General features: G+C 71.1%; 23 protein-coding genes. 9 read left to right on the forward strand and 14 right to left on the reverse strand.

Annotated features, from left to right (window positions below; all coding sequences use genetic code 11):
- The first annotated feature begins 12 nt into the window (after positions 1-12).
- Both FRAAL_RS21380 and nhaA read left to right on the forward strand, forming a co-directional pair.
- Positions 13-879, forward strand: coding sequence for a prephenate dehydratase (locus FRAAL_RS21380; RefSeq protein WP_011606015.1), 867 nt, complete (start codon positions 13-15; stop codon positions 877-879).
- 256 nt (positions 880-1135) lie between these two features.
- Positions 1136-2527, forward strand: coding sequence for a Na+/H+ antiporter NhaA (gene nhaA, locus FRAAL_RS21385; RefSeq protein WP_011606016.1), 1392 nt, complete (start codon positions 1136-1138; stop codon positions 2525-2527).
- Here the strand turns inward: nhaA and FRAAL_RS21390 are convergent.
- The gene (locus FRAAL_RS21390) at positions 2486-3022 is read right to left on the reverse strand and encodes a DsbA family protein (RefSeq protein WP_256788762.1); all 537 of its coding nucleotides are present in this window, start codon (positions 3020-3022) and stop codon (positions 2486-2488) included. The two genes, nhaA and FRAAL_RS21390, sit on opposite strands and share 42 nt — an antisense overlap.
- Positions 3023-3423: 401 nt before the next feature.
- Between FRAAL_RS21390 and FRAAL_RS21395 the strand changes: the two genes are divergently transcribed.
- Complete coding sequence (locus tag FRAAL_RS21395; protein WP_050997209.1) at positions 3424-5694, forward strand: vitamin B12-dependent ribonucleotide reductase; 2271 nt, start codon at positions 3424-3426, stop codon at positions 5692-5694.
- Between the two features lie 22 nt (positions 5695-5716).
- Here FRAAL_RS21395 and FRAAL_RS21400 read toward each other — a convergent pair whose 3' ends face one another.
- Positions 5717-7186, reverse strand: a complete 1470-nt coding sequence (locus tag FRAAL_RS21400; protein ID WP_011606019.1) for a DUF222 domain-containing protein — start codon at positions 7184-7186, stop codon at positions 5717-5719.
- Between the two features lie 466 nt (positions 7187-7652).
- Between FRAAL_RS21400 and FRAAL_RS21405 the strand changes: the two genes are divergently transcribed.
- From FRAAL_RS21405 to FRAAL_RS21415, 3 genes are read left to right on the forward strand one after another with little or no spacing between them, the layout of a single operon-like run.
- Positions 7653-8549, forward strand: coding sequence for a LamB/YcsF family protein (locus FRAAL_RS21405; RefSeq protein WP_231861163.1), 897 nt, complete (start codon positions 7653-7655; stop codon positions 8547-8549).
- A gap of 10 nt (positions 8550-8559) precedes the next feature.
- On the forward strand, positions 8560-9366 hold the full coding sequence (locus FRAAL_RS21410) for a 5-oxoprolinase subunit B family protein (protein WP_011606021.1): 807 nt from the start codon (positions 8560-8562) through the stop codon (positions 9364-9366).
- Positions 9363-10268: a 5-oxoprolinase subunit C family protein gene (locus FRAAL_RS21415; RefSeq protein WP_083867032.1), complete on the forward strand. Its 906-nt coding sequence runs from the start codon at positions 9363-9365 to the stop codon at positions 10266-10268. Before FRAAL_RS21410 ends, FRAAL_RS21415 begins: the two co-directional genes overlap by 4 nt.
- 55 nt (positions 10269-10323) lie before the next feature.
- Here FRAAL_RS21415 and FRAAL_RS21420 read toward each other — a convergent pair whose 3' ends face one another.
- From FRAAL_RS21420 to FRAAL_RS21440, 5 genes are all read right to left on the reverse strand, one after another.
- Positions 10324-10962, reverse strand: coding sequence for an NUDIX hydrolase (locus FRAAL_RS21420; protein ID WP_231861166.1), 639 nt, complete (start codon positions 10960-10962; stop codon positions 10324-10326).
- Positions 10963-11047: 85 nt separating this feature from the next.
- A complete protein-coding gene (locus FRAAL_RS21425) occupies positions 11048-11758 on the reverse strand; it encodes a hypothetical protein (protein WP_011606024.1) in 711 nt (236 codons plus the stop codon).
- A gap of 119 nt (positions 11759-11877) precedes the next feature.
- Positions 11878-12819 carry a polysaccharide deacetylase family protein gene (locus tag FRAAL_RS21430; protein ID WP_231861168.1) on the reverse strand — a complete coding sequence of 314 codons (942 nt, stop codon included), beginning with the start codon at positions 12817-12819 and terminating at the stop codon, positions 11878-11880.
- 307 nt (positions 12820-13126) lie between these two features.
- Positions 13127-13903 carry a ferredoxin reductase gene (locus tag FRAAL_RS21435; protein WP_011606027.1) on the reverse strand — a complete coding sequence of 259 codons (777 nt, stop codon included), beginning with the start codon at positions 13901-13903 and terminating at the stop codon, positions 13127-13129.
- Positions 13904-14028: 125 nt separating this feature from the next.
- Positions 14029-14628 (reverse strand): sulfite oxidase-like oxidoreductase, encoded by a 600-nt coding sequence (locus FRAAL_RS21440; protein ID WP_041939589.1) that lies wholly within the window; start codon positions 14626-14628, stop codon positions 14029-14031.
- 415 nt (positions 14629-15043) lie between these two features.
- Here FRAAL_RS21440 and FRAAL_RS21445 point away from each other — a divergent pair, with 415 nt between their 5' ends.
- Positions 15044-15850, forward strand: coding sequence for a FadR/GntR family transcriptional regulator (locus FRAAL_RS21445; RefSeq protein ID WP_231861171.1), 807 nt, complete (start codon positions 15044-15046; stop codon positions 15848-15850).
- On the opposite strand, the gene FRAAL_RS21450 is transcribed toward FRAAL_RS21445, so the two are convergent.
- Positions 15851-17335 carry a bifunctional cobalt-precorrin-7 (C(5))-methyltransferase/cobalt-precorrin-6B (C(15))-methyltransferase gene (locus FRAAL_RS21450; RefSeq protein ID WP_050997210.1) on the reverse strand — a complete coding sequence of 495 codons (1485 nt, stop codon included), beginning with the start codon at positions 17333-17335 and terminating at the stop codon, positions 15851-15853. It abuts the gene before it with no gap.
- A 50-nt stretch (positions 17336-17385) separates the two neighbouring features.
- Here FRAAL_RS21450 and FRAAL_RS35165 point away from each other — a divergent pair, with 50 nt between their 5' ends.
- Together FRAAL_RS35165 and FRAAL_RS21460 are read left to right on the forward strand one after the other, a co-directional pair.
- Positions 17386-17586, forward strand: a complete 201-nt coding sequence (locus tag FRAAL_RS35165; RefSeq protein ID WP_157734037.1) for a hypothetical protein — start codon at positions 17386-17388, stop codon at positions 17584-17586.
- Positions 17587-17833: 247 nt separating this feature from the next.
- Positions 17834-19312 carry an acyl-CoA synthetase gene (locus tag FRAAL_RS21460; RefSeq protein ID WP_011606032.1) on the forward strand — a complete coding sequence of 493 codons (1479 nt, stop codon included), beginning with the start codon at positions 17834-17836 and terminating at the stop codon, positions 19310-19312.
- Between the two features lie 61 nt (positions 19313-19373).
- Here the strand turns inward: FRAAL_RS21460 and FRAAL_RS21465 are convergent, their stop codons facing one another.
- The 6 genes from FRAAL_RS21465 to FRAAL_RS21490 all read right to left on the reverse strand — a co-directional run bounded on the left by FRAAL_RS21465 (position 19374) and on the right by FRAAL_RS21490 (position 26636).
- Positions 19374-21404 carry an ABC transporter ATP-binding protein gene (locus FRAAL_RS21465; protein WP_050997211.1) on the reverse strand — a complete coding sequence of 677 codons (2031 nt, stop codon included), beginning with the start codon at positions 21402-21404 and terminating at the stop codon, positions 19374-19376.
- Positions 21398-21832 (reverse strand): lasso peptide biosynthesis B2 protein, encoded by a 435-nt coding sequence (locus FRAAL_RS21470; protein WP_041940848.1) that lies wholly within the window; start codon positions 21830-21832, stop codon positions 21398-21400. Before FRAAL_RS21470 ends, FRAAL_RS21465 begins: the two co-directional genes overlap by 7 nt.
- Complete coding sequence (locus tag FRAAL_RS21475) at positions 21829-22161, reverse strand: lasso peptide biosynthesis PqqD family chaperone (protein WP_041940849.1); 333 nt, start codon at positions 22159-22161, stop codon at positions 21829-21831. The genes FRAAL_RS21470 and FRAAL_RS21475 overlap by 4 nt, the downstream gene beginning before the upstream one ends.
- Positions 22162-22247: 86 nt before the next feature.
- A complete protein-coding gene (locus tag FRAAL_RS21480; protein WP_231861173.1) occupies positions 22248-23936 on the reverse strand; it encodes an asparagine synthase-related protein in 1689 nt (562 codons plus the stop codon).
- A gap of 507 nt (positions 23937-24443) precedes the next feature.
- The gene (locus tag FRAAL_RS21485) at positions 24444-25298 is read right to left on the reverse strand and encodes an AfsR/SARP family transcriptional regulator (protein WP_231861174.1); all 855 of its coding nucleotides are present in this window, start codon (positions 25296-25298) and stop codon (positions 24444-24446) included.
- A gap of 597 nt (positions 25299-25895) precedes the next feature.
- Positions 25896-26636 (reverse strand): peptidoglycan-binding protein, encoded by a 741-nt coding sequence (locus FRAAL_RS21490; RefSeq protein ID WP_041939590.1) that lies wholly within the window; start codon positions 26634-26636, stop codon positions 25896-25898.
- Positions 26637-26742 lie beyond the last annotated feature (106 nt).

The raw sequence follows: 26742 nt of genomic DNA on the forward strand, positions 1-26742 counted from the left end.
TACGGTCTACGCATGACCGCACGACAGAGGATCGCGTTCCAGGGCGAGCGGGGAGCCAACTCGCACATCGCCTGCCGGGATGTCTATCCCGACTACGACGCGGTCCCGTACCAGACCTTCGACGAGTGCTTCGGCGCGCTGGAGGACGGTGCGGTGGACCTTGCGATGATTCCGGTCGAGAACTCCACCGCGGGTCGAGTCGCCGACATCCATCACCTGCTGCCCAGGCCGGCGGTGCACATCATCGGCGAGTACTTTCTTCCCGTCCGCCACCAGCTGCTCGGGATACCCGGCGCGTCCCTCGACGACGTGAAGACGGTGCACAGCCATCCGCAGGCACTCGCCCAGTGTCGCGTGGCGCTGCGCGAGCTGGGACTTGTCGCCGTCGCCGCCGCCGACACCGCGGGCTCCGCGCGGGAGATCAGCGAAGCGGGCGATCCCTCCCGGGCGGCGATCGCCTCCCGGCTGGCAGCCGAGGCGTACGGGCTGCAGATCCTCCGTGCGGATCTTGAGGACGAGGAGCACAACACGACGCGCTTCCTCATCCTCTCCAGCGAGAACCTGCGCGCCGCAGCCGGGATCGGGCCGATTGTGACCACGTTCGTCTTCAAGGTCCACAATCGGCCGGCCGCCCTGTACAAGGCACTCGGTGGGTTCGCCACGAACGGCGTCAACATGACGAAGCTGGAAAGCTACATGGTGGGTGGTGAGTTTGTGGCCACCCAGTTCCTCGCCGACATCGAAGGCAGTCCCGAGGACTCCACCGTCGCCAGCGCGTTCGAGGAACTGTCGTTCTACGCGGACCACCGCATCCTCGGGGTCTACCGCGCGAGCCGGTATCGGGAACGCGAACGTATCGGCGCACGCACCGGGCTCTGATCCCGACGACGTCACCTGCTTCGACGGGCGGGGCGGCCCCGGGGTACCGGAAGAGAGGCATTTCACCCACTCGGCCGACCACCTGGTCTACCCAGCGGCAAGCTGGCAGGCTCACCGGAATGGGGCGCGCGACGGTCAACGCACAGGCGGGCGGCAGCGGGCATCCATGCCCTGATCATCGCTCGGGCGGCCACGACGACGTGCGGGCTCCAACCGAAGATCGACAACGCTCGCGGAGCGGTCGGCCGGACAGGGGATGCGCACGGTGACCGCGCCGCCGCGGCCAGGCCCAGGGCTTCGGGTGCGGCTACCGCAGGTCGCCCCGTCGGTGCGGGAGTTCCTCGCGACCGAAGCCGGCGGCGCCGTGCTCCTCCTCCTCGCCGCGGTCGCCGCCCTCCTCTGGGCAAACTCGCCATGGTCGGGCAGCTACGACAGGTTCTGGAGCACCACGGCGGAGCTTCGCCTCGGGAGCGCCGGATTCGACATGACGCTGCATCACTGGGTGAACGACGGCGCCATGGCGATCTTCTTCGCCGTCGTGGGCCTGGAGATCAGCCGCGAGTTCACGACGGGCGAGCTGCGCGACCGGCGCACGATCGCCGTGCCCGCTCTCGGCGCGATCGGTGGGCTGATCCTACCGGCAGCGATCTACTTCGTCGTCAACCGATCGGGGCCGGAATCGAACGGGTGGGGCATCCCGATGTCCACCGACACGGCGTTCGTGATCGGAATCCTCGCCCTGTTCGGCCCCCGTTGTCCGGATCGGCTTCGACTGTTCCTGCTCACCCTCGCGATCGTCGACGACATCGGCGCGATCACCGTGGTAGGAATCTTCTACACGGATCACCTGAACCCTGTCGGTCTTGCCGTCGCGGGAGCGACGGTGCTGGCGATCCTCGGGTTGCGCTGGCTGCGAGTCTGGCAGCTTCCCCCGTACATCCTCGCCTCGCTGGTGCTCTGGGGTGCGATCCACGTCTCCGGCGTGCACGCGACGCTGGCGGGCGTTCTCGTGGGCCTTCTCGTTCCCGCCGTCCCGCCCCGCCCCGACCAGGTCGAGGAGGTACCCGTCTACGTCCGGGCACTGCAGGAGGACTCCAACGCCACCCGAGTCGGCCTCGCGGTGGCGGCGGCGAAGGCGACGGTGCCGGCCAACGACCGCCTGCAGCGCGTGCTCCACCCCATCAGCGCGTTTGTCGTCGTTCCCGTGTTCGGACTGGCGAATGCGGGCGTTCACCTGGACGGCTCGGCCCTGCGGACGGCCGCGACATCATCGGTGACGCTGGGGGTGGCGGCCGCTCTGATCGCCGGCAATGCCTGCGGGATCTCGGTGGCGGGCGTGGCGGCGATCCGGACCGGTCTTGGTCAGCTGCCCGGTCGAGTGCGATACGGGCACCTGCTCGGCGCGGCCACTCTGGCAGGCATCGGCTTCACCATCTCGCTGTTCATCACGGAACTGGCCTTCACCGACGAGGCCCTGCAGGAACAAGCCAAGATCGGAATTCTCGCCGGTTCACTCGTGGCCGCCCTCGCCGGAACCGTCATCCTTCGGGTGCTCGGCGAGCGGATGCCGCTGTGCTCACCGATGACCGACGAACCCGTGCCCCGTCTACCCCCGCGACCATGGCGCGCGCCGGTGCCGGCGAAGTGAGAGACTCGCCGCCTTGCGCAGCGGGGCGATCTCCGTGCGCCCCCGATAGGGCTCGCCGTTGATGAAGATCGTCGGCGTGCCACGCACGCCCTGCTCGATCCCGCGTGCGTAGTCGGCCTCCACGGCATCCCCGTAGGGCTGCGCGGCATCCCCGACGACCCGGTCGGCGTCAATGCCAAGTGACACAGCGTAGCTGTGCAGAAACTTGTCGGCCAGTCGATCCTGGCGGGCGAAGAGCAGGTCGTGCATCTCCCAGAACCGATGCTGCAGGCCGGCGGCCTCCGCGGCAAGCGCCGCGGTGAGGGCGTAGGGATGGATGTCGAAGACGGGGAAGTGTCGAAAGACGAGCCGAACCTGGCCTTCCGAGGTCTCGGCGAACTCGTGCAGGACGGGCGCCGCCCGAGCGCAGTAGGGACACTGGAAGTCGGCGTACTCCACGACCACGATGGGAGCGTCCGCAGGCCCTCGGGAGTGCCGGAACGGATCGATCGGCACCGCGGCCGTCGCTCGGCGCCCGTCCCGGCCGGCCGGCGACCGCAACCGGCTCCACCTCCCGGCCTCGCCCAGCGAGCAGGATTCGGCTGTACCCGTGGGCTCGGTGCGCTCGGACGACCGCGACGGGCTCCCCGATCCGGACCAAGTTCCCACCGACGTCGGCGCGTCCTCCATGGTGCGATTATCCCCGCGGCCTGGCGGAAGGCGATGCCGAGCCAGGAACCGGACACCGAGTTTTGTGTCGCGGGTCACATTCATTCGCGGGCCCCTGCTCGACCCGCTGCGGTGTATGTGACCATCGCCCCGTTGCCTGGCGTCGTCGAGGCCGCCGTCCACAGGCGCGGCTCGCCGGTGAGACGAACCGACTCGCACCAGCGTGCCCATCAGACGCGAGGAGCACCATGCTCGACACGCCGGCCGGACTCCACGCCGATCCACAGCCCCGCCCGACCCTCGATCTGGTCGCTGACCCCGAAAAGCACGGTGCCGGTGACCCCGGGTCGCCGGTCGACAGGAAGCCGCACGCCGCAGCCGGGTTGCGCATCAACCGCATCCACACGAAACCCGGCGTTCATCCCTTCGACGAGGTCCGGTGGGATCGGCGGGACGTCGTCACGACCAACTGGCGAGACGGTTCGGCCAACTTCCGGCAGCGCGGGGTTGAGTTTCCCTCGTTCTGGTCGTCCGCGGCGGCGACCATCGTTGCCAGCAGGTACTTCCACGGCGCACTCGGCCACAGGGAACGAGAGTGGTCCCTACGGCAGCTCATCGAGAGGGTGGTACGCCCCTACGTGCACGCCGGCCGTGAGCACGGATACTTCGCGTCCGACGACGACGCGGAGATTTTCGAACACGAGCTGATCTGGCTGCTGCTCCACCAGGCATTCAGCTTCAACAGCCCGGTGTGGTTCAACGTGGGCACCGACCTGCCCCAGCAGGTCGCCTCGTGCTTCATCCTCGCCGCCGACGACAGTCTTGACTCCGTCCTGGACTGGTACCGCGACGAGGCGTTGCTCTTCCGGGGCGGTGCCGGCTCGGGGGTGAACCTCTCCCGGATGCGCTCCACGGCCGAACTGCTGCCCTCGGGGCGGCCCGCGCCGGGTCCGGTGAGCATCATGCGCGGGGCTGATGCATCGGCGGGGAGCATCCGCACGGGCGGAGCCCCTCGGCCAGCCACGAAGATCGTCATTCTCGACGTGGATCATCCCGACATCGCCGACTTCATCGAGTGCAAGGCACGCGAGGAGCGGAAGATCCGCGCCCTGCACGACGCCGGATTCGACATGGACGTCGGCGGCCGGGACATCGATTCCGTCCAGTTCCAGAACGCCAACAACGCGGTGCGGGTCAGCGACGCCTTCATGCGCGCCGTTGCAGCGGACCAGAGCATCGAGCTGCGCGCCCGAGGCGACGGCCAGACCGTCAGAACCGTCCCCGCCCGCAAGATCTTCCGCATGATTGCGCAGGCCGCCTGGGAGTGCGCCGATCCGGGGCTGCACTTCGACGACACGATCAACAGCTGGCACACCTGTCCCGCGAGTGGCCGGATCAGTGCCAGCAACTCCTGCAGCGAGTACATGCATCTGGACAATTCCTCGTGCACCCTGGGATCGCTGAACCTACTGCGGTTCCTGGGCAGGGATCGCCGCTTCGACGCGACGAGTTTTGCCGCCGCCGTCGAACTGGTGGTGCTCGCCATGGACATCTCGCTGTGCTTCGCCGAGGTGCCGTCCCGGCAGATCGGAGATGCCACCCGTTCCTTTCGTCAGCTCGGTGTCGGCCACGCGAACCTCGGTGCGCTGCTCATGGCCACCGGTCAGGCGTACGACAGCGAGGAGGGTCGGGCCACCGCCGCCGCGATCACCTCGCTGATGTCGGCGACGGCGTACCGACGCTCAGCGGAGATCGCCGCGGTACTCGGGCCCTATCCCGGTTTCACCGCGAACGCTGCCGCCCACCGCCGGGTGGTAGCCCGCCATTCCGCCGCGCACGCCGCTATCCGTCACCCGCCGGCGGCCCGGCGATCGATGGAGAAGAGCATCCACGAACAGGTCCTCCCCCGGGCGGGTCTGGAGTGGGAACGAGCCCTACTGCTCGGCGAGCGACACGGCTGGCGCAACGCCCATCTGACGCTGATCGCACCCACCGGCACGACCGGCCTCGCGATGGACTGCGCCACCATGGGCATCGAACCCGATCTCGCGCTCGTCAAGGTCAGGAAAAGCGCAACGGGCTCGGCGATGCGGCTCGTGAACACGACGGTGCCGACGGCACTGCACGCCCTTGGGTATCCGCGGGCCGCAGTGGCCCGTATCGTGAGCTTCATCGCGGCGCACGGTCATGCCGTGGATGCGCCCGGGCTGCGCCCGGAACATCAGGCGGTCTTCGACTGCGCCCTCGGTCCACGTGCCATCGATCCGATGGGCCACGTCCGGATGATGGCCGCCGTACAGCCGTTCCTGTCCGGGGGTATCTCGAAGACGGTCAACCTCCAGGCGTCGGCCACGGTCGACGACGTCGCTGCCCTGTTGTACGCCGGATGGCGCAGGGGGCTGAAGGCATTGGCCGTGTACCGGGACTCCGCCAAGGTCGGCCAACCAATTTCCGGTGTCACCCTCCCGGTCGCGCCGGCGGGCCCTTCAGACGAGTACCTGGGCCAGCTGTCGGGGTAGTCCACGATGCTCGGACGTGGCGTCAGGCCCGCAGCAGATGCCCGTCGCACCATCTGGCCGAGCCGTCGCATCCCGGCGCGGCACACAGTCTGTCACCTGTGCCCGTTGCACGGCGAAGCTGCCGACGGGCGCTGCGGCGCCACTTCTCGACATCGGGGTGGACGGCGGTCAGCTGCGGCCCGACCTGCCCGCTCCGAAACACCATGGCCAGCTTCGGCGGCACGACCGGTATCGGATGACCGTCGGTTCCCGAGTCCGACGGCAGGTTCCCGCCCGCCCTCAGAACGGCCCACGAGACGGCATCGGCCAGGTCGACGGTCGCCCCTCCGGTCACTGTCAACATCGCGGTCATCTGCGCACGCCGGACGATCTCAAGCAGGGCATCGACCCGTCGAGGTGCGGCAGCGCGGTCGTCCGCGGCCGTGTCCGCTCCAGTGAGCTGCTCCAACGCCGAACGGAGCGTGGCGGCGGACTGGGCGTCGAGCTCGCCGTCGAGCCGGGTCATGCCCTCGGGTAGATCCGTCAGCCACAAGCCGCGGCGGGCGCGTGTGTGCTCCGGCGGGGCCGTTGTCGTGATGCCGGTCGCGGACCGACCGTGGTCACTGTCCCGGACCGGCGACACGCCGTCTTCGGCCACGCCGTCCGAGGCACTCCGATGGGCCGGGCCCACCATCACGTCCTCGTTCACCACGTCGCCGTTCACCACGTCGCCATCGGCACAACCGTCGGTCTCGGAGGCGTCACCGTTCTTCCGGGCGTCACCGTCCTCTCGGGCGTCATCGGCCTCGGGCGCGTTGCCGTGGCTTCCGGCGGGCGGGGAAGAGGCACCCGAGGCAGCCCCATCAGAGCCGCGGCCGGTCGTGGACGTGGGACCCTCCGCCTCGGGAGGATCGACCTTGGGGGGATCAGCCCCAGGTGGATCCGCCCCAGGTGGATCGGCCTCCTTCGATCCGGCGGGGGACTGTGAGACCCGCTGGTGAATGCGCTGACCGATTCTGGTCAGCTCGGCGGGATCGAACATCGCCGCCTGTTCGATCAGGCAGGACTCCGCATCCGCGACGACGTCGGCGGTCGTCAGAGCCGGCATCGAGCGCGTCACTCGGAATATCACCAGGGCCTGCTCGACGGTGATTCTGCCCTCTGCCAACGCAGAGCCCGTCGCTGTCAACGGACCGTCCAGGGCGGCAGCGAGTTCGAGCAGGTGGCGCGCGTCGATCGGACGGACCCGCAACCGCTCCCGCAGCCACTCCTGTGTGCTCTCCGCTCCGACCCGCAGAGCCATGCCCCGTCCCTGTACCTCCCGGACGAGCTGGAGGCGCAGGGCGGCCAACCGGGAGAGCGCGGCGGCGCTCTCATCCACGGCAAGCGCCAGCTCCGCGTCAGACAACGGCCACATCGGCGCGTCCAGAACGCCGTCGACAGAGGTGTGGACGGCAGCCATCCCGGCGACGAGGCCGAGCGGCGATACAAACGAGTCGGCGATCAACGTCATGTGGCCGACTGTAATTCACGTACATACCCGCGTCGATCGCGTGTCAGCAATTTGGCGTTCCGGTCGTCAAACTTTCCAAGAAGAGCGCCAGATCATGGCGGTACTGACCACCACCATGATTCGATCGGACCCGACTCCCGCGCGAGAGGCAGGACGAGGTATCGTGACTGTGATGGCTGACCTGCAACAAAGAGAAAAGGGGAGATCCAGATATCCCCTCGGCTGCTACCGATCCGACGGCTCGCGCGGTGCAACGAATCTCCCGTCTTCTTCCGCCGAGCGCCGCGAGATTCAAGGGCGGACAAAGGAAGCCGTCCTTTGTCCGTACGCCGCATCGGGGCGGTGTCCCGCTGTCCTCCGGTTGTTCCGAGCCTCTGCTGCGGGGGCCGGCCACCGGATCCGAGCTTCCGTCCAGGACCGCTGATCAGCGCGGGACCACAGGCCGGCATGGTGAACAATCGAGGGCATGGCCGACGTAGGAGCTGTCCACCAACGCGAGGAAGGCCCACGGGACCGGACGCCGCTCGCCGTCGGTGTGGCGGGCGCCGCGACGGCGCCGGCCACCGAGATGCCGTCCGGCGGCCGGCCAGCACCTGGTTCCGAGGGGCGCGTCCTGGACCTCAACGCCGACCTCGGTGAGGGCTTCGGGATCTGGCGCCTCACCGACGACGAGGCGCTGCTGGGCCTGGTGACAAGCGCCAACGTGGCATGCGGCTTCCACGCCGGGGATCCGGCGACCATGCGACGCACCTGCGATCATGCTGTCCGGCTGGGGGTACGTATCGGTGCTCAGGTCGGCTATCGCGACCTCGCCGGATTCGGCCGGCGACGCATCGACATGGATCCGGCCGACCTCCGTGACGATGTCACCTACCAGCTCGGCGCGCTCGACGCCTTCGCCCGGGCCGCCGGTGATCGAGTGCGCTACGTCAAGCCGCACGGGGCGCTCTACAACACGATCGTCGCCGACGAGGACCAGGCGCAGGCGGTGGTCGACGCGGTCCGCGGGTATGACACGGCGCTGCCGGTACTCGGCCTACCCGGCTCGGTCTGGTTGCGGCAGGCCGCCGCTGCCGGCCTGGTGACAGTCGGCGAGGCGTTTGCCGATCGCGCCTACACCCCGGCGGGCACGCTCGTCTCCCGCCGTAGCCCTGGCGCCGTGCTGCACGATCCGGACGCCGTGGTGGCGCGAGGCGTACGGATGGCCACCGAGGGAACTGTGCTCAGCGAACAGGGCACACCGGTACGGATACTCGCCCGATCCCTCTGCGTCCACGGCGACACCCCGGGCGCCGTGGAGGTGGTCAGGCGGCTGCGCGATGCTCTGCGCCACGCCGGTGTCGCGCTGTCGCCGTTCTGCTGAAGGGACCGTGATGCGCATCCTGCCCTGCGGGGACGAAGCACTGCTCGTCGAGGTTGCGAACCTGCGGGAGGCCGAGGCCCTCTACGGACGGCTACGGCGGGATCCCCCGCCGGGGGTCATCGACATGGTGCCGGCAGCGCGTACCGTCCTCATCGCCTTCGACCCGGCGGCCACCGGACCAGCCCGACTCCGGGCCCTGCTGCACGGGATGTCAGCCGCGCCGCTCGACCGGGAGCAGCAGTCCGACGGTGCGCCCGGTCTCGACACGCCCCGTTCCGACACACCCCGTTCCGACACGCCCGGTCCCGACACACCCGGTCACACGGCCGCCGCTTCACACGCGGTGGTACCCGGTAGCGACCCTCGCTGCCCCGCCGGTGCCGATCCGATCGGCACGAAGGCGAAGGACTCACCGGCAACCGTGACCATTCCCGTGCGTTACGACGGTCCCGACCTGGTCGACGTCGCGCGGCTCACAGGGCTGACACCGGCGCAGATCGTCGAACGGCACCTGCGCGGGCGGCACAGGGTGGCGTTCTGCGGTTTCGCGCCGGGTTTCGCGTACATCGCCGGTCTGGATCCTGCCCTGCGGGTACCCCGCCGGGACAGCCCGCGCACGCGGGTGCCGGCAGGTGCCGTGGCGATCGCCGACGAGTTCTCCGGCGTGTACCCCCGTGCCTCGCCCGGTGGATGGCATCTGATCGGCCAGACCGATCTGGCCGTCTTCGACCTCACGCACGATCCGCCCGCGCTGCTCGCGCCAGGCACTCTGGTGCGCTTCGTCGCGGTGGGCGCCGCCCGGGCGGTGTGGGCGTGACGGGACCAGCGGAACCGTCCGGCGAGATCGCGATTGTGGCCTCGGGCCCGCTTGCCACCGTGCAGGATCTTGGCCGCCCCGGACTCGCGCACCTGGGAATCACCCGATCCGGCGCCGTCGATCGTCCCAGCCTGCTCCTGGCGAACCGGCTGGTGGGCAACCTGACCAGCGCGGCAGCCATCGAAATCACCTATGGCGGCCTGATCGTCCGATTCACCCACCCCGGACTGATCGCCCTCACCGGCGCGCCCTGCCCGCTCGAGCTCTCGGGCCGTGAGATCGGGATGTACGCGCCGGTTGACGTGCAGGCGGGCGCGCTGCTTCGGGTCGGCGCCCCCACCCGGGGCGTGCGTACGTATCTGGGAATCCGCGGTGGGGTGGACGTACCGGCCGTGCTGGGCTCCAGGTCCCGAGACACCCTCGCCGGCATCGGACCCGAACCGCTGGTGGCCGGTGCACGCCTTGCACTCGGCCGGGAGAGGTCCGATCCACCGACGGTCGATCTCGCGCCCCATGCCCGCTATGCCGACGAGCCCGAGCTTCATGTGCTGGCCGGTCCGCGTGCAGACTGGTTTGCCACGGACGCGATTCTGGCGTTGTGGGCGAAGACCTACGAGGTCACGACCGACAGTGATCGCGTCGGTGTCCGACTACGCGGTCCCGCGATGCGTCGGCACATCACCGCCGAGCTGCCCTCCGAGGCGGTCGTCGCCGGCGGCATCCAGATCCCCCCGAGCGGCCAACCGGTGATCTTTCTCGCCGATCATCCCGTCACGGGCGGCTATCCCGTCCTGGGCGTCGTCGCGGTCGAGGATCTTCCCTTGGCCGCGCAGTGCCGGCCCGGTCAGCGACTTCGATTCCGACCCGCCCGCAGGGCCGTGAACGGCCTGCCGGACCGATGACCGAGTCGACCCTCCCGCCGATGTGCGTCGTCCGGACCGGAGGCTCACCGGAAGGTCATCGCCAGGCGAAGACGGGCTGTTCGAACTCGGCGACGCGGGTGTGCCGGCCGTGCAGCACGAGCTCGGCGAACTGGTGGAGGATGGCGCCCGTCGGGGCGTGGATGAGGCTGCCGAGCAACGGAAGCTGGATGACGGGCCGGTCGGACTCGGGAATGGCGAGAAAGCGTGGCGGCGCGCCCAGCTCGTCGAGCGGTACGACGTGGACCGAGGCGACCTCTCGAGCCTCCGGACTGGTGCTCTGCAGCCTCGAACCCGCCCAGAGCACCACCGGGGTCATCACGAAACCGGATCGGGTCGCGTAGTCGTCGAGGCTGCCGAGGACCTCCTCCGCCGACAGCTCGATTCCGACCTCCTCGGCAAGCTCGCGGCGCGCGGCGGTCGCGGCGTCCTCGCCAGGCTCCGCCCGACCGCCCGGCAACGCCCACTGCCCCGCGTGCGTCCGCAAACGGGCGGCCCGGCGGGTGAGCAGAAAACTGGGCCGGCCCTGCGCGTCCTCACCGAGAGCCACCGCCACGGCGGCGAGACGACGCCCCTCGGCAGGCAGTTCCTGCCGAGGGAAGCCGGCCACGGCCGCCGTCACCCTGGTTCGCAGGTCGACCATGTCCTCGGGAGTCACCTTGCCGTCAGAGGTCACCCTGACATGCATACCAGCACGCGCGCCGACGTGGCGCCGGACGACCCTCACGCGGCGGCGCAAGCGCCGCCGCGTTCCGCTCGCCTCAGCTGTGGCTGCGACGTCGATGGCGTCCCAGGGCAGTGCGTCCGTCCGCAGGCTGGGCCGACCCCGCCGAGTCGACTCCGGCCGGTGTGCCCTCCCCGGTCGCGGGAGCTGACGGACGGTCACTCGGGTACACCTGCGGCTCGGACACGGGTGGCGCCAGCGTCTCCTCACGGGCGCCACGCGAGCGCAGGGTGGCGCGCTCGCGGCGCCGGCGGGCCGCGGCGACATCACGAACTCCGCGGACACTCAACCTGCCCCATGCCGTCGAGCCCAGGAAGAGGACCACGGCGCCCAGACCGTAGAAGAAGCTGATCCACTCGACGGCCTGACGCGCGGACCCGCCGAGAGGCGCCCCGATCGAACCGAGATGCCACGGTCCGGCGAGGGTGGGACCGATGATGAACCAGGCCCCGGCGGCGATCGCCAACCAGGCCCCCAGCGCAGCGGTTCCCCTGTTGGTACTCGCCAGCAGCAGCAGACCACCGACGAATGCCGCGATGCCCGGCAGGACCTCGAGCCAGAACCGCGCGGAGGTCCAGGTCCAGGGGTCGTCCGGGGTGAACGCGAAATCGAAGTAGGGGCCGACAAAGGGAATGAGCGCCCCCCAGATACCCAGGAGCATCAGCAGCAGGCCAGAGACAGCGCCACGGCTACGGGGGATGTGCCAGGCGCCCAGTCCGCGGGCGTCCGCGTTGACGACGTCAGCCATCGGTTGCTCCCTCTCCTCGGCCTACAGCAGGGAGGGTGCCCCGCGAGATGGTCAGCGAACCACCTGGTCAGGGCCCTGCGGAGCACTAGCCGACCGGGCGGGGGACGGCCGACGACCGGTCAGAGCGGGACGAAGGAGAGCCCCCTCGCCCGCAGCAGGGGCAGGACCCGTTGCAGGGCCGCCACGGTCTGCGCCCGGTTTCCGCCGCCGTCATGGCAGAGCAGGATGTCGCCGGGACGGGCGCCGCCCAGGGACTGCCGGATGGACGCGGTTCCCGGACGCGCCCAGTCCCGGGGATCCACATCCCAGCCCAGGGAGGTCATGCCCAGACCGGCCGCAGCCGCAAGGACGGCCGGAGACCAGTCTCCACCCGGCGCGCGGAACAGTCGCGGTGGCTCGGCACCCGCGTCCACTACCGCCGACTGGGCACGGGTCATCTCGGCACGGATCTGCTCCGGTGTACGGGCACCGAACGGCTGCGGATGGGTCATCGTGTGGTTACACAGCGAATGGCCTTCCGCAACGATGCGACGCACCAGCTCCGGGTTTGCCACCGCCTGCGCGCCCACCACCGAGAAGGTGGCCGAGACCCGGTTGACGCGCAGGACATCGAGGATCCGAGGAGTCCACACCGGATGCGGACCATCGTCGATCGTCAACGCGACCGAGTCCCTCGGCGCATCGGGCCGCAGGTCGTGGATGCGGTAGGCGGGTGCCTTGGGAGCCGCCACCGTCGTCGTGGTGACCCCCGTGCTCGCAGCCACCCCCGATCCGCGTGCGGCGCCGGAGCGGGCGGCGGTCTGCTGGCCTGCGGAGCGGACGGCATTGTGGCCCGCCCGGGATGCCTCCCCGATCGCCTGCGCCGGCTCGGCCGCGGTAAGCAGCACAATGCCCGCCGCGCTCGAAGCCGACCAGGCGAACAGTCGTCGGCGGGAGACCTGCGGCGCCGAGCGGTCGACTCCCATCCGGCCGCTCGCCGTCGGGTCGCCGTCAGCCGACCCGGACCCCTCAGGTGATCCGGACCCCACCGACGACCCGGTAAGATCGTCGCCGCTACTCATCCGGTGTCCCGCCACCGCACCTGGCCCTGCCGCTCATGTCACCGCTCCCCCGATCTGCCCCGGTGCCCACGCATCCGCCCGGCGGGGGCACTGGCGCAGGCCGGAGCTGCCGACGCCGCCAACCGGCCATCCCCGACGAGGCCAAGTGGATGCCGGTAGACCATACGACGGCTTTGCGCACCGAAAGCAAGAACGACCCCACAATCAGGCAGATATCCGACAGCTTTCTCGAATACCGGCGCGCAGGGTCATGAATGTGCTGCGCGCGGACACACCCGCACCGCACCCGTGTCTGTTGACGGCTGTCTCAGCGCCCGCTCGGCCCGAAACGTTCGGTCCTGACCCGGCCGGGGTCATGGCCGAGCGCGACGAGCGTGTCCGCGACGGACTCGACGAAGCCGTTCGGCCCGCAGACGTAGCACGTCGGCGCGAACGCGGCGGGCCACGCGACCGCGGACAGCTCGGCGAGACCGAGGCGATGCGGCGGGCTGGGCCAGCCCGGCGGCGTCGCCCTCGTGTAGACCCGCGTGAGGTCGAAGCCCGGGTCGGCTCGAGCGCGGTGGCGCAGCTCCTCGGTGTAGTAGGCGTCGCCCGGTGTGCGGACCGAGTACGCCAGCCGGAACGGTGCCCGGCTCGCTGCGACGGCCCGAGCCCGCACCATGGCCATCAGAGGAACGATGCCCGAGCCGCCGGCGACGAGGAGCACCGGATCTCGGTCCTGCGGACGCCAGACGAACCAGCCGCCGACCGGGCCGCGGATCTCCACCGGGTCACCGACGGCGAAGACCTGAGTGAGGTATGGCGAGACCTCGCCATCCGCGACCCGCTGCACCGTGAGGACCACGCGCGAACCGTCGGTGGGAGCCGCCAGCGAGTAGCTGCGGCGCGCGGTGTAGCCGTCCTCGGCGGTGAGGCGCAGATCAACCCGTTGACCGGCGAGATGCCCCGGCCACTGCGGCACCTCGAGCACGAGAGTCCGCGCGCTCGGCGTTTCGTCGCGTATCTCGGCCAGACGGGCGACGCGCCAGGGTATCCGGCCGGCCGCCGTCGACCGGGCCGCCGACTCCCGCGGCGGCACTGTCATCTCCGCATCCCGACCCTTCTGACCCTTCTGACCTGCCCGGCTCCGGTTCTCCCCGGAACGACTCTGGTTCTCTCCCAGACGATCCCGGTCGAGCGGTGCCGGGAGGGCCGATCCTCGCGCAGCCGTCAGTCGCCGCGGTACCTCTGTTCGAGCCAGGGATCACCGCGCTCGTGATATCCGGCGGCCTCCCAGAAACCCGGCTCGTCCTCTGGCAGCAGGCGGAGGCCGCGGACCCACTTGGCGGATTTCCAGAAGTACAGGTGAGGCACGAGCAGGCGCGCCGGGCCGCCGTGCTCGGGGTCCAGGTCGCCGCCGTCACAGCGATGGACGACCCAGGCCCGCCCGTCCAGCAGGTCGTCGAGCGGCAGATTGGTGGTGTAGCCACCGTAGGAGTAGGCGACAGCGAAGTCCGCCGAGGTCTCGACACCGGCGAGCAACACGTCCAGCGAGACGCCCTGCCACACCGTGTCCAGCTTGGACCACTGAGTGACACAGTGGATGTCGACGGTCGGCGTCTCACTCGGCAGGGCCAGAAACTCCGACCAGCTCCAGCGATACCGGCGCCCAGCCTCGTTGGTGATCACGAACTCCCACTGGTCGCGCGTCACCCGCGGGGTCGGCCCCGCGGAGAGGACCGGGAACCCTTTTTCCAGGTACTGACCTGGTGGAAGACGGGGAGGACCAGACCGTCGGCGGCCGTGAAAGCCCGGCGAGACGATGCCCATGGACCACACGTACCACAGCCGGACCCATCGGGGCGCTCGGTGTATTCACTGCCGCGGGAGAGGGATATCACCTTCGAGTATCCGGACAACCGGCTCCAGACCGAAACGGGACACGCCCCGCCGACCGTCACGGCCGCGCCGGCGATCGCCTCGCAATCCGGGCGAAAGGCGTCTGTTAACATAAACAGCTCGCACAGTCCACTGATACTCGACGATCACCGATCGGCGACCGACGCGCGCCTTTGCAGGAGGACCGCTCATGGCCCGGCCAGCCGCCCCGGCGGCATCCCGCCCAGGCTCATCGCAGGCACCATCCGCACCGGCCGGCGGCCGGGCGGCGGCCGAGCCATCGGGCCCGCGCCCGGCCGACCACGATCCGATCGCACGAGTTCCTCCGCCCGCCGGTTCTCTCCCGGTGAGCGCGGCACCGGTGGGCCGACGGGTCCGTGTCCCCAAGACGGCGGAGCTCGTCGCCAGCCAACTGCGGCGGAGGATCATCCGTGGCGAACTCACCGAGGGTGACGCTCTTCCTCCCGAACCCACCCTGATGGCGCAGTTCGGCGTCTCCCGGCCTACCCTGCGCGAGGCCTTTCGGGTCCTCGAGGCGGAGGCGCTGATCTCGGTGCGCCGCGGGGCCCACGGCGGGGCGCGCGTCCACCTCCCGAGTCCAGCGGTCGCCGCCCGCTATGCCGGGCTCGTCCTCGAACATCGCGGCGCCACCCTGGGCGACGTCCATCAGGCCAGCGCCGTCATCGAGCCACCATGCGCGGCGCTCCTCGCCGAGCGGCGCAGTCCGGCAGACGTGTCGGCTCTGCGCGCCATCCTCGCCGAGGCCGACGAGGTCGCCGAGGATCCCGCCGCACTCGCGGCCGCGCAGGCCTCCTTTCACCTGGCCGTGGTCGAGCTCACCGGCAACAAGTCCCTGTCGGTGGTGACCGGCATGTTGCAGCATCTCGTCGAGCTGACCAACTCCCAGCACGGGCATGCCACCGTCGGCGCGGTGCCCGACGCGTCGCCCGCGTCGACGGCGGCGGACGACCGGGCGACCGACGTCCGGCTGAGCGCCGGTGCCACCCGGCAGATCCACGCCGCCCTTGTCGACCTCGTCGAGATCGGCGATGCGGCGGGCGCCGACCGCCACTGGCGGCAGCACCTGGCCGCACCCGATCACGCGATTCCAGGAGGGCCGGCCGACCGCTGCGTCCTGGATCTGCTCGGCTGATCAGCGGTCACCTTCGGCGACATGGTCGCCGGGCCGGACCGCGTCACCGAGCCAGACCGAGTCACCGGGCCAGACCGTCCACTGAGTGACAGGCATGGCCGAGCGCCACCCGGTGAAGCCACCGACCGGTGACGCTCGGCTTACCGCCAGGCGGATCAGGTCCCCGCCCCGGCGTGCGTACCAGGCCGCGAGCACCGCCTCGGACTCGACGGTCACCGCGTTGACGATGAGCCGACCGCGGCCTCGCAGCGCCGCCCAGCAGGCTTCGAGCAGCCCGACGGCCGTGGCGCCGCCACCGACGAAGATCGCATCTGGTGCCGGCAGGCCCGCCAGGACCTGCGGGGCGCGGCCCGCGACGACCCGCAGCCCTGGTACGCCGAGGTTCATGGCGTTACGACGGATACGCTCCACTCGGTCGGCGCGGGACTCGACGGCGATCGCCCGACAGGTGGGATGGGCGCGCATCCACTCGATGGCAATGCTGCCGGAGCCCGCCCCCACGTCCCACAACAACTCGCCAGGAGCAGGGCCGAGCCCGGCCAGGGTGACCGCTCGGATCTCGCGCTTGGTGATCTGACCATCGTGCTCGAAGGCATCGTCAGGCAGCCCGGGTATGCGCGGCCGGTGGGCGACCCCGGGTCCGGGCCACGGCTCGACGGCGGCAACATTGAGGTCGGCCGGGGGGCGCAGGGCGCGCACCGCCGGCGCACCACTCGACCCCGGCAGGCCGTTTTCCCTGCTGCCCACCCCTCCCGTGCCTTCCGCCACGCTGCCCTGCTGATGGGAAGAGGCGGCGTCGCGCCAGCGGGCAGACGCGGCCGCCCATTCGTGGGCGGCCGCCCGCTGCTGAGCCTCGTCGACCCCGCCGAGCCGCTCCAGCACCGTTATCGGACTCGCACCGTAACCGCGGTCGACAAGCAGATCAGCGAGCGCCAGGGGTGTGGTCCCGTCGGCGCTGAGAACGAGTAGCCGACGATGCGGCGCTAGTGCGGCGTGCACCTGAGCCAGCGGGCGGCCCACCGCGTTCACGACGTCGACCCCGTCCACGGCCCAACCGAGCCGAGCGCAGGCCAGGGACACCGACGAGGGATGGGTGAACACCCGTACCCGCTCCGCCCCGAGCAGGCGAACGAGCGTCGTGCCGATCCCGTGGAACATCGGATCGCCGCTGGCAAGGACGCAGACGTCACGGCGAGGATTCGAGCCCTGCACGGCCGGGGGAACGCCGCCGGACTCCACGTCCGCGTCGGCGCCGTTCGTCCCGGCCACCGGTATGCCGTGCTCCGCGAGCAGGCCGGCGAGGGCCGGCAGCAGCGGCGACGGCCAGGGGACCCTGCGGGCGGTGAGTCGGCTCCCCTCGCCCCCTGCCGGAATGAGATCAAGTTGTCGCTGTGCCCCCAGCAGTACGTCGGCGCGGCGAACGGCGTCACGAGCTGCTGTGGACAGGCCGGTCCAGCCATCCGCGCCCACACCGACGACGGTCACCCACGCTGACGCACGCGGCTCCGCGGCCGTCGGATCGGACGGGGGCTCGGATGCTGACAGTGGACCCGGTACAGATGCCGGATCCGGCACAACAACGGGATCCGGCACAGCAGCAGGATCCGGCACAGCAGCAGGATCCGGCACAGCAGCAGGATCTGGCGATGACGCTGGATCTGGCACAGCACGGCAGCGTAGTCCCGCGCCGGACCACAGGCCCTCTGGCCGACCGGCCCAGGAAGCCGACTGCGTAGGGCCGGATCGGCACCGGCTGCTGCCCACCCGCCGGGTCTGACGAACCGGGGGCTCCCCGACCGCGACAGCCGTACCGTCGTGAGGGGCCGTCACGGTAAGCCTCCGGGAGCACGCCTCCGGTCCCACAGATCTCGACAGCCCCTGAGCCATCACAGCCATCAGAGCCCCTGAGCCATCACAGCCCCTGAATGTCCCCAGCCCCTGGGATGCGGACCGCGATTCCCCACGCGGCGAGAGGATCCGGACGTGACGCTGTTGTTCCCATCTCTGGACGTCGATCACGAAGCTCCCGCCGTGCAGGTGGGAGATGTGGTTCTCTCCCGGACCGAGCTGTTGGAGGCCGCGGCGACCGTCGCCGGTCGCGTAGCGGGAGCCCGGACCGTCGCCGTGCACGCCGAGGCGTCCATGGCCACGGTCGTGTCCATCGTCGGATGCCTGCTGGCAGGGGTGCCCGTGGTCCCGGTGCCGCCGGATTCCGGGCCGCGGGAGCGCGGCCACCTTCTGCGGGATTCGCGCGCCGAGCTGCTGCTCGGCAGCCCAGGCTGGGAGGACCTTGCGATCCCGGCGGTGCCCGTCGATCCCACCGTCCGCACGGCATTGCCGTCCGCCGACAACACCGCGACCGCGACTTCGGCGGGCGTCGGTGAACCGGTCGGGGTGACGGCCGGCCCGCCCGCGCTCATCCTGTACACCTCCGGCACGACCGGAGCACCCAAGGGCGTCATGGTGCCCGCCGCGGCGATCGCCGCCGACCTCGACGCCCTCGCCGAGGCATGGGCCTGGACCCCGGAAGACACCCTCGTGCACGGGCTGCCGCTGTTTCACGTGCACGGCCTCGTCCTGGGTGTTCTCGGCGCGCTGCGGGTGGGCAGCCGCCTGGTCCACACCGTCCGGCCGACGCCGACTGCCTATGCGGCCGCCGGCGGCAGCCTGTACTTCGGCGTGCCGACCGTCTGGTCCCGGGTCTGCGACGACCCGGTCAGCGCCCGGGCTCTGGCCTCGGCTCGGCTGCTCGTCTCCGGCAGCGCGCCCCTGCCGGCACCGATCCTGCATCGGCTCGCTACGCTCACCGGCCTGCCGCCGATAGAGCGATACGGGATGACCGAGACGCTGATCACGACGAGCAGCCGGGTCGACGGCGAGCGCCGCGCCGGCTGGGTCGGGCCGCCGCTGAAGGACATACGCACCAGGCTCGTCGACGACGAGACCGGCGCCCCGCTGCCGTCCGACGGGCAGAGCATCGGCGAGCTGCAGGTCCAGGGGCCAACCCTGTACGGGGGCTACCTGGGCAGCCCGGAGGTCACCGCCGACACCTTCACCGCCGACGGCTGGTTCCGTACCGGTGACGCCGCGGTGATCGCGCCGGATGGGCACCACCGGATCGTCGGCCGACGGTCGACCGACCTCATCAAGTCCGGGGGATATCGAGTAGGCGCGGGTGAGGTGGAGGCGGCGATCCTGGCGCATCCGCAGGTGCGGGAGGCCGCCGTCGTCGGCCTTCCCGACGACGATCTCGGCCAACGGATCACCGCCTTCGTCGTCGCCCCCGACCTGATCGGCGGTGGCAGGAACACCGGGTCGGCAGCCGGAGACCTCACCGACTTCGTGGCCCGGGAACTATCCGTCCACAAGCGACCTCGGGAGATCCACTTCGTCGCCGAGCTACCGCGCAATCCCATGGGCAAGGTCCGCAAGTCCGCCCTGGCCCCTCCGGTCACGCGCTGACGGCGCCGGGAGGAGGGGCCGGTTGGAGCAGGGGGAAGGCGAGAACGGCTACTCGGGTCCTTCACCCCACGGCAGCACGACGCCCGGCTCGACGGCGCCCCAGCGGGCCGAGCGACCCCGAGTGGCTGTCGCCTCCTCCCGTCGGCGGCGGTCCGAGCGGACCTGCCGGCGGGCGCTCCTCGTCGCGCGTGGCCCGCTCCCCCGCCGCTTGCGCAGGCCGCGCCGGCGGGGCGGTGGCGAGTCCCCGGTAGAACGCGCTGGTCGCCATCAGCTCGTCGTGGGTGCCCTCCGCGATCACGCGGCCCTCGTCCAGCACGATGATGCGGTCAGCTGCCCGGACCGTGGAGATGCGGTGCGCGATGACGAGCAGAGCGCGCTCGGCGGCGATCCGGCGCATCGCCTGGGTGAGAGCACGCTCGTTGACGGCGTCGAGCTGCGAGGTCGGCTCGTCCAGCAGCAGCACGGCGGGGCTCGGCAGCAGCGCACGGGCGATCGCCACCCGCTGCCGCTCTCCGCCGGAGAGCAGCACGCCGTGATCGCCTACGGGAGTGTGCAGCCCATCCGGCAGCCGACTGACGAGATCTTTCAGCCCTGCCGTCGCCACCACCTGAGCAATCTCCTCCTCGCCCGCCTCCGGCATCGCGTAAACGATGTTGTCTCGCAGGGTGCCGTGCAGCACCGGTGTGTTCTGTTCGACCAGGTTCACCCAGGTCCGGGCACTGCTGCGGGAGAGGGAACGGACATCTCGACCGGCGAAGAGGATCTGTCCCTCGTCCGGATCGTAGAACCGCTCCACGAGTTCGAGGACGGTCGACTTGCCGGCCCCCGAGGCTCCGACCAGTGCGACGTGGCCCCGCCGGGGCACCCGGAAGGACACTCCCCGCAGCACCGGCGTTGTGGTGTAGGCAAAACGCACCTCGCGCAGCTCGATCGCCGCCGGTCCGTCGCCGTCACCCGCCGTCTTCCGCGCCGCGACCATCGCGGGCCGTTCCCCTCCGCCCGTCCGCTCCGGTGAGGGGCAGCACGCCACCTGACCCTGCCTCGGCGCCGCCCGCGCGAGCAGGCGGGCGGGGGGCCGTGTCACCCCGGCGGGCCAGGCGGTCGCGATCGTGCGCAGCGGACCGCGCAGCACGGTGTCGTCGTCCTCTCGCGGCAGCGCGAACACGGCGTTGACCCGCGTGAGCGCCCCCAGACCGCGCTGGATCGTGGCGGCGGACTCGATGAGCTGAGACAGGGGCATGACCAGGTAGGTCGCGTAGAGGAGAAAGGCGACGAGGCTGCCGAGCGAGACCGAACCCCGAGCCACCAGCACCCCACCGGCCAGCAGGACGGCGAGGACGCTGCCCTGCACGGCCAACTGCATGGCGGGCGCGATGACCGAGTCCAGCTTCGCCATGCGGATGCCTGCCTGGTAGGCGGCGGCGGCGTGATCGCCTATGCGTTCGGCCTCGCGCGCCTCGGCCCGGTTCGCCCGTACGGTGCGGATCGCGACCAGGGCCCGTTCCAGATCCGCGGTCATGCCTCCCACGCTGGCCTGCCCGCGCTCGGACACCGCGCGGATGCGGGACAGCGCGCTGAGGACCACAACCCCGGCCACCGCGACCACCGCGACCACGAGCAGGAACAGCCACGGATTGAGCCACACCATCAGGGCGACGGCGCCGGCCACCCCGATCAGGCTGGTGACGAGGGAGGTGAAGCTGTAGGCCACCGCCTCGCGTACCACGGTGGTGTCCGTGTTCGCCCGCGAGATCAGGTCCCCGATCCGGCGGGTGTCGAAGACCTGCACCCGCAACGCAAGCAGATGGCCGATCAACCGTCGGCGCAGGCCGAGCAGGATCCCCTGACCGGCACGTTCCAGCAGGTAGTGCCCGGTGGTATCGATGATCGCCTGGCAGACGAACAGGCCAAGAAGCGCCCCGACCAGCCACAACGGGATACCGCCGGCCTGCGCGGTGTCGATCACCCTCATCACGAGCAGTGGTTGGAGCACCCCGACGCCGGTGCCGATCACGGTCAGGACCGTGGCGATCATCACGGGCCGTCCGTGCCCCCGCAACAACGCCCAGAGCTCGGCCAGCCCCCTCACCACGGCTCCGTCCCCGGCCCGACGGCAAGAAGCGCCCGCAGGTACCCGGGTGGCACCGGCTCCCCGACGATCGCGCCATCCGCCTCGACCCACGCATGCGCGGCGAAGGGCGCGACGGTCCGCACCCCGACGCACCAGGTCGGCACGCTGCCTGTCATCCGGCACAGCAGGGTGGTGGCGATCGAGCGGGGAACGCAACCGCGCTCCTCTCGGCAGGTGGGGCTCACGGCCATCACCGCCTGGCGCGCGGCGAGCGCGGTGGCGTAATCCGCCGGCCGAGCACCGCCGCCGAGCCTGGCCAGCACCCGCCGGATGCGTGCCGGCGACTGGGTGGCCAGCAGCCGTGCCGCCCCGACGGCGGCCATCGCCTCCAGCCGACGCCCGGCACGCGGCACGACGCCCGACCGGTCGACCACCATCGGCGCCGTCACCGCCGTGCCTCCGGCCGCCCCGCACCGTCCCGCGGCCATCCGGCCTCGACCTCGGGCGACCACCGTGTCTCGGACTCCGGCTCGATCAGTCCGACGTCGGCGAGCTGGGCCAGCAGACCCTCGACATCGTGGCGCGCGACCTGCGGATCGACCTCCACGGTCGTGCACAGCTCCCGCACGGCTGCGGCGACGTCTCCCCCGTCCAGCAGAACGCGCAGAACCAGGTCACCCGAGCGGTTGAGCGTCCAGTACCGCCCATCGTCGGTGTGCAGCAGCACGGCGCCGTACTCGGTCGGCGCCCGCACCACATCGGATCGCAACATCACCATGTCCACTCCCGCTGGTCCGTCACTCTTCGGCAGATCTGCCAGACCCGTCCGTGCCGGCGCCGGACGCCCGCGACCCGACCGGCCGCTCAGCCCCGACGGCCGGTGAGGGTGCGTAGCCACGCGTCGGCCGCGAAGGTCGGTCGGAGGGGCTGGGGCCGGCGGTCCGCCGCGGCCCCCTCACGGCACGCCTCCCGGAGCATCTCCGGCTCGATGAGTCCGAGGTCGGCCAACGGCGAGTCGTCGCACAGCCCGACCAGGGCGCCACGATTGGCGTGCAGCCCTCGGATCTGCTCGGCATCGGCATCGGCGCCACCCGAGATTTCCCCACGCAGGCAGTTCGCCGGTACCACCTGCTGCATCGCCTCCTTGAGCAGCGGCCCGTCCTCCCAGGGGGAGGCGCGCTCCTCCGCCCGGACGGCGAGCGCGGCGCGGACTACCCGGTCGTCGAGGAACGGCGCGCTCAACGGCGGGCCGACCGGGCTGGCCATCTGGTCGAACAGCCGGAAGGCGGACGCGGTGGTCCGAATCGCGAACAGGTCGGCGTGGCCGTCCCGCGTCGGCGCGAGGGGACCGTCTCGGTGAGCCGCGTCGGCGACGGCCTCGACGATGAGCCTCAGGGCGGCAGGGGTCAGCCAGTCCGGGACGACCGGCGCCGGCGTCCAGTCCAGGGCCGCCGTCGGGTCGGGTGGCCGCGGCCGTGCGGGGCGTCCCCCGAGCGGAGCCTGGTCGAGCGCCCGGGCGAGGTCGCCCATGCAGTCGCGGTAGCTCCGACGGCGCATCATCCGCAGGCCCGCGGCCCACGGCCAACCTGCCTGGGTGTGCAGGCCGCTCAGGTGCCGCAACGCGGTCCAGGGCCGCCGGCGGGCGAGTCGAGGCAGGTAGTTCAGTGCGCCCTGTGTCACCTCCACGCCTCCGAGGCCGGTCAGGTGTAGCCGAGGTCCGTAGAGTGCGACGCGGTCGAGTCCCGCCCGCAGCGTCGCCCGATCCACGAGGCCGACGAAGGGATGGTCGAGCGCCTCGTCGGCGGAGGTGATGCCGTCGAAGGCTGGCGGAAGCTCACCTGCGGACAGAATCTCCCGGACAACTCCGGGCAACGAGACCGCCGCGTCGGCTGCCCAGCATGAATCGGGACCATCGGAGTCCCGGGCGACCCCCGTGACCGCAACGATGTCGGCGGGGCCGCGGGCCGCCAGGCAGCACACAGCGGCCGAAGCCAGCCCGCCGGGCAGATCGGCGCTGACGGCGCGCCCCGCAGCCACCCGAACGGACACCGCCTCGGCGAGGGCCGCTCGTAGGATCGGCGCGCCCTCGGCGCGCGAGCGCACCGGCGCCGGCTGCCGCCACCAGCGCATCCGCTCGACCCGTCCGTCACGATCGAGAAACAGGTAGTGGTCGGGTGGCACGGTCTCGACCGACGCCCAGGGGACAAGGTCGTCGAGCGGGTACGGCGGGCATGGATCCAGCAGCGACAGGGCCAGCGCCGTGCGGTCCAGTGCACCGCCGGCCAGCTCGGCCAGGATGTCGGCGCGGTCGGCGGCGACGTGCTGACCCCTGGACATCGCGGTGAAGATCCGACGCGTGCCGGTTGGGCTCCCCTGCAGCCTGCGCTGCCCGTTGATCTCGGCAATGACGTGGTAGTCCCCGGCCACGGCGTGCGCGACGTCGAGGGAGTGCACGTCCCGCGCGGCGATCAGCAGGCGCAGGAGCTGGCTGGAACTCGCCGCGACTCGGCCGACCAGGGCCATCCGGGCGCGACTGGTCTCCGCACTGATCATCGCTTCGTCCGGCCAGTCGCCCACGACCCACGGCCGCCCCGAGGGGTATCGCAGCACTCGCCGGACCCCCGCGGGCAGCACGACCGGATCCCGATCCGCCAGAACGACAAACCAGCAGCTCGGCCGACAGGACGCCAGCCGCGTGTCGGGGCCCGGCAGCCGCACTGTGATGGGCGTGGTCACCGCAGCCTCACGGATGGTGAGGAGGAGGCTGCCGCCGAACTCGTCATGGTCGCGGTCGCGTCCCCGGCCCAGCGCCGCCGCCGCAGAGAGACCGGTCGCCGCCGGTCGCCGGGAAAGGTCGCCGCCATGCGTGCCCTCCCTGTTCGCGTTCCTCCGCGTGACGGACTGTAGGCACAGCCCGCGGCGCGACGGTCGGCATCCGAAAGAAGTCCCGCCTGCCGGCGGATGGGCCGGCCCCCGCTCCTGCACGCGCCAACTCGGATCAGCGGACCGGATGGACGGTCCCATGCCTGACGGGATTCCCAGGCGCGGTTCAGTGAAGGTTCAGCGGTGCGGCGTGCCCATCGGCTCCGAGGAGGACCGCGACCAGCCGCGCGCCGGGTCCAGAACCTCCTGATGAATCCTGCGTAGCTCAGCACCGGGTTCGATCCCGAGCTCAGTGACCATCCGTCGGTACAGGCCGCGGTACTCACGCAGCGCCTCGGCCCGGCGACCGCTGCGCTCCAGGGCGACGAGCAGCTGCGCCCAGAGACGCTCGCGGGTCGGGTACTCCACGGCAAGCGCGCGCAACGCCGGAAGAACCTGATCGTGCTCACCGAGCGCAAGGCGCGCGTCTATCAGCGCCTCGCGGGCCGACCACCGGGCCTCTTCAAGGCGGAGGCTCTCGGCCCCACCGACCTCGGCCGGCAACTCGTCAAAGGCGTTTCCGCGCCACCAGCCGAGCGCCTGCTCCAGCGACTCGGCGGCTCGGGCGGGCGCGCCGGCGCGGGCCGCGACCCGGCCATGTTCGACCGCCTGCTCGAAGCGGACGACGTCGATCTCGTCGGGGACGACGAGCAGGCGGTACTCCCCCGGACGGCTTTCGATGCGTCCCGGGCCGGCCGGTCGACGAAGGATCGCGGACCGGGGGCCCACCGCCCTGATCGACGCCGGCACGGCCGGGTCCCCGATCGGCGGGGGCAGCGTGTGCCGTAGCTCGGAGAGGTAGGTCTTGATGTTGCCGAGGGCAGACCTGGGCGCGTCGTCCTGCCAGAGCGCCAGGCGCATCTCCTCCACCGAGGTCCACCGTCCAGCGTGTAGCAGCAGCGTGAGCAGCAGAGCGCGCTTCTTGCGCTGGTCGATACGGACGCGCTCGCCCGGCCCGCGCCAGACCTCAAGCGGGCCCAGCACCGCGAACACGACACCTACCTCGGGCCCGCGCGCCGCCACTGCGGGGCCGGACCACCGGGAGCCGTGACCTGGTTCGCCGGGAGTCCGGACGCCGGGGCGGGCGATCGGGCCCGCAACGGTTCCGAGCTCGTCGACCATGATGATCCTCGTCGGTTCGGAGATCCTCGCTGATCGGCCCCCGTTGCACACCCTCGCCCGGGGACCGGCGGCCCCGTCCGGGCCGGTGCGAGCAATACCCCGTCCGACCGGCGGATAGTCCTCTCACCCGGCGATATGCGTCCTCCCGGTGGGTCTGTGTCCCCGCCCGCGCGCGTCCTGCGCCAGGATGCAACCCACGGCGGGTAGGCGTCCCGCGAGGGAGGCGTTCAACCCAGCGATGGGTTCCCACGGCGGGATGGGCGCCGAGCGACGTGGATGGCGCCGGCGGGATGAGTCCCTCCGGCGGGATGAGTCCCTCCGGCGGGATGAGTCCCTCCGGCGGGATCGGTTCCTCCGGCGGGATCGGTTCCTCGGCGAGACGCCACGGCGCCCGGCTGCCGCACATGCCAGCGCCGCCGGATGAGGCTGGGAGCGTCACCCGGCGGCGCCACGACGCCCTGCGACCCGTCAGATACCGAGGCTGGCGCGGGTCTGGGGCCCGACCACGCCATCCACGAGCAGACCATGCTTGAGCTGGTAGTCCTTGACCATGTGGTTCGTCTGGTAGCCGAACTGGCCGTCGACCTGGATCGGGTAACCGAGGTTGGCCAGCTTCTGCTGAATCTGCTGGACGTCCTGCCGGTAGCCGATGCCGGAGGCGAGCGAGGGATACGCGGTCGGGAACGCCGGCGCAGGCGCTGCGGGTGCGGTGTAGGAGACGGTGCGGACGCTGATGCCGCCCGAGACTGCGGCCGCCGCGGCCTGGCCACGACCCAGGAACCGGCTGTACATGCCGCGGGTGTACGCGCTCCAGGCCGTGATGCCCTGGCTGTCGCAGACTCGCTTCGCCGCCCAGGCGTTGGTGGCGGGGTCGTAGAGGTTGCGGCTGCCCACCCAACCGGCGTGTGCGCGCATGTTGATCTGCCAGAGTCCGCGCGAGTCCTCACCGACCGTGGCGTGGGCGAAGGTGTTACCGCCGGACTCGCCGAGCGCAACCGCCACCCAGGTGGACAGCGGAACGCCGCGGCAGCCGGCGAGGCCCGCATTCGCCGCCGCACTGGCGATCGTCACGTCCGAGACGGTGCCGGTGGCGGCGCTCGCCGGGCTCGCGGTGACAAGCATGCTGGCTCCGGCACCGATCACGCCGGCGGCGGCGATGACGGCGCCGCGATGCCGGGTGGAACGCTTCCGATGCTTTCCCTTAGCCATTCTTTGACATCTCATTTCGGTGTCGTCGAACATGGGTGTGGAATCGGTGGTGACTTCCGCTCGATGGAGGGGAGCGGTTCTCACTCATCAGATAAGGGCAGCACGG

The organism is Frankia alni ACN14a, from assembly GCF_000058485.1.
GTDB lineage: Bacteria > Actinomycetota > Actinomycetes > Frankiales > Frankiaceae > Frankia > Frankia alni.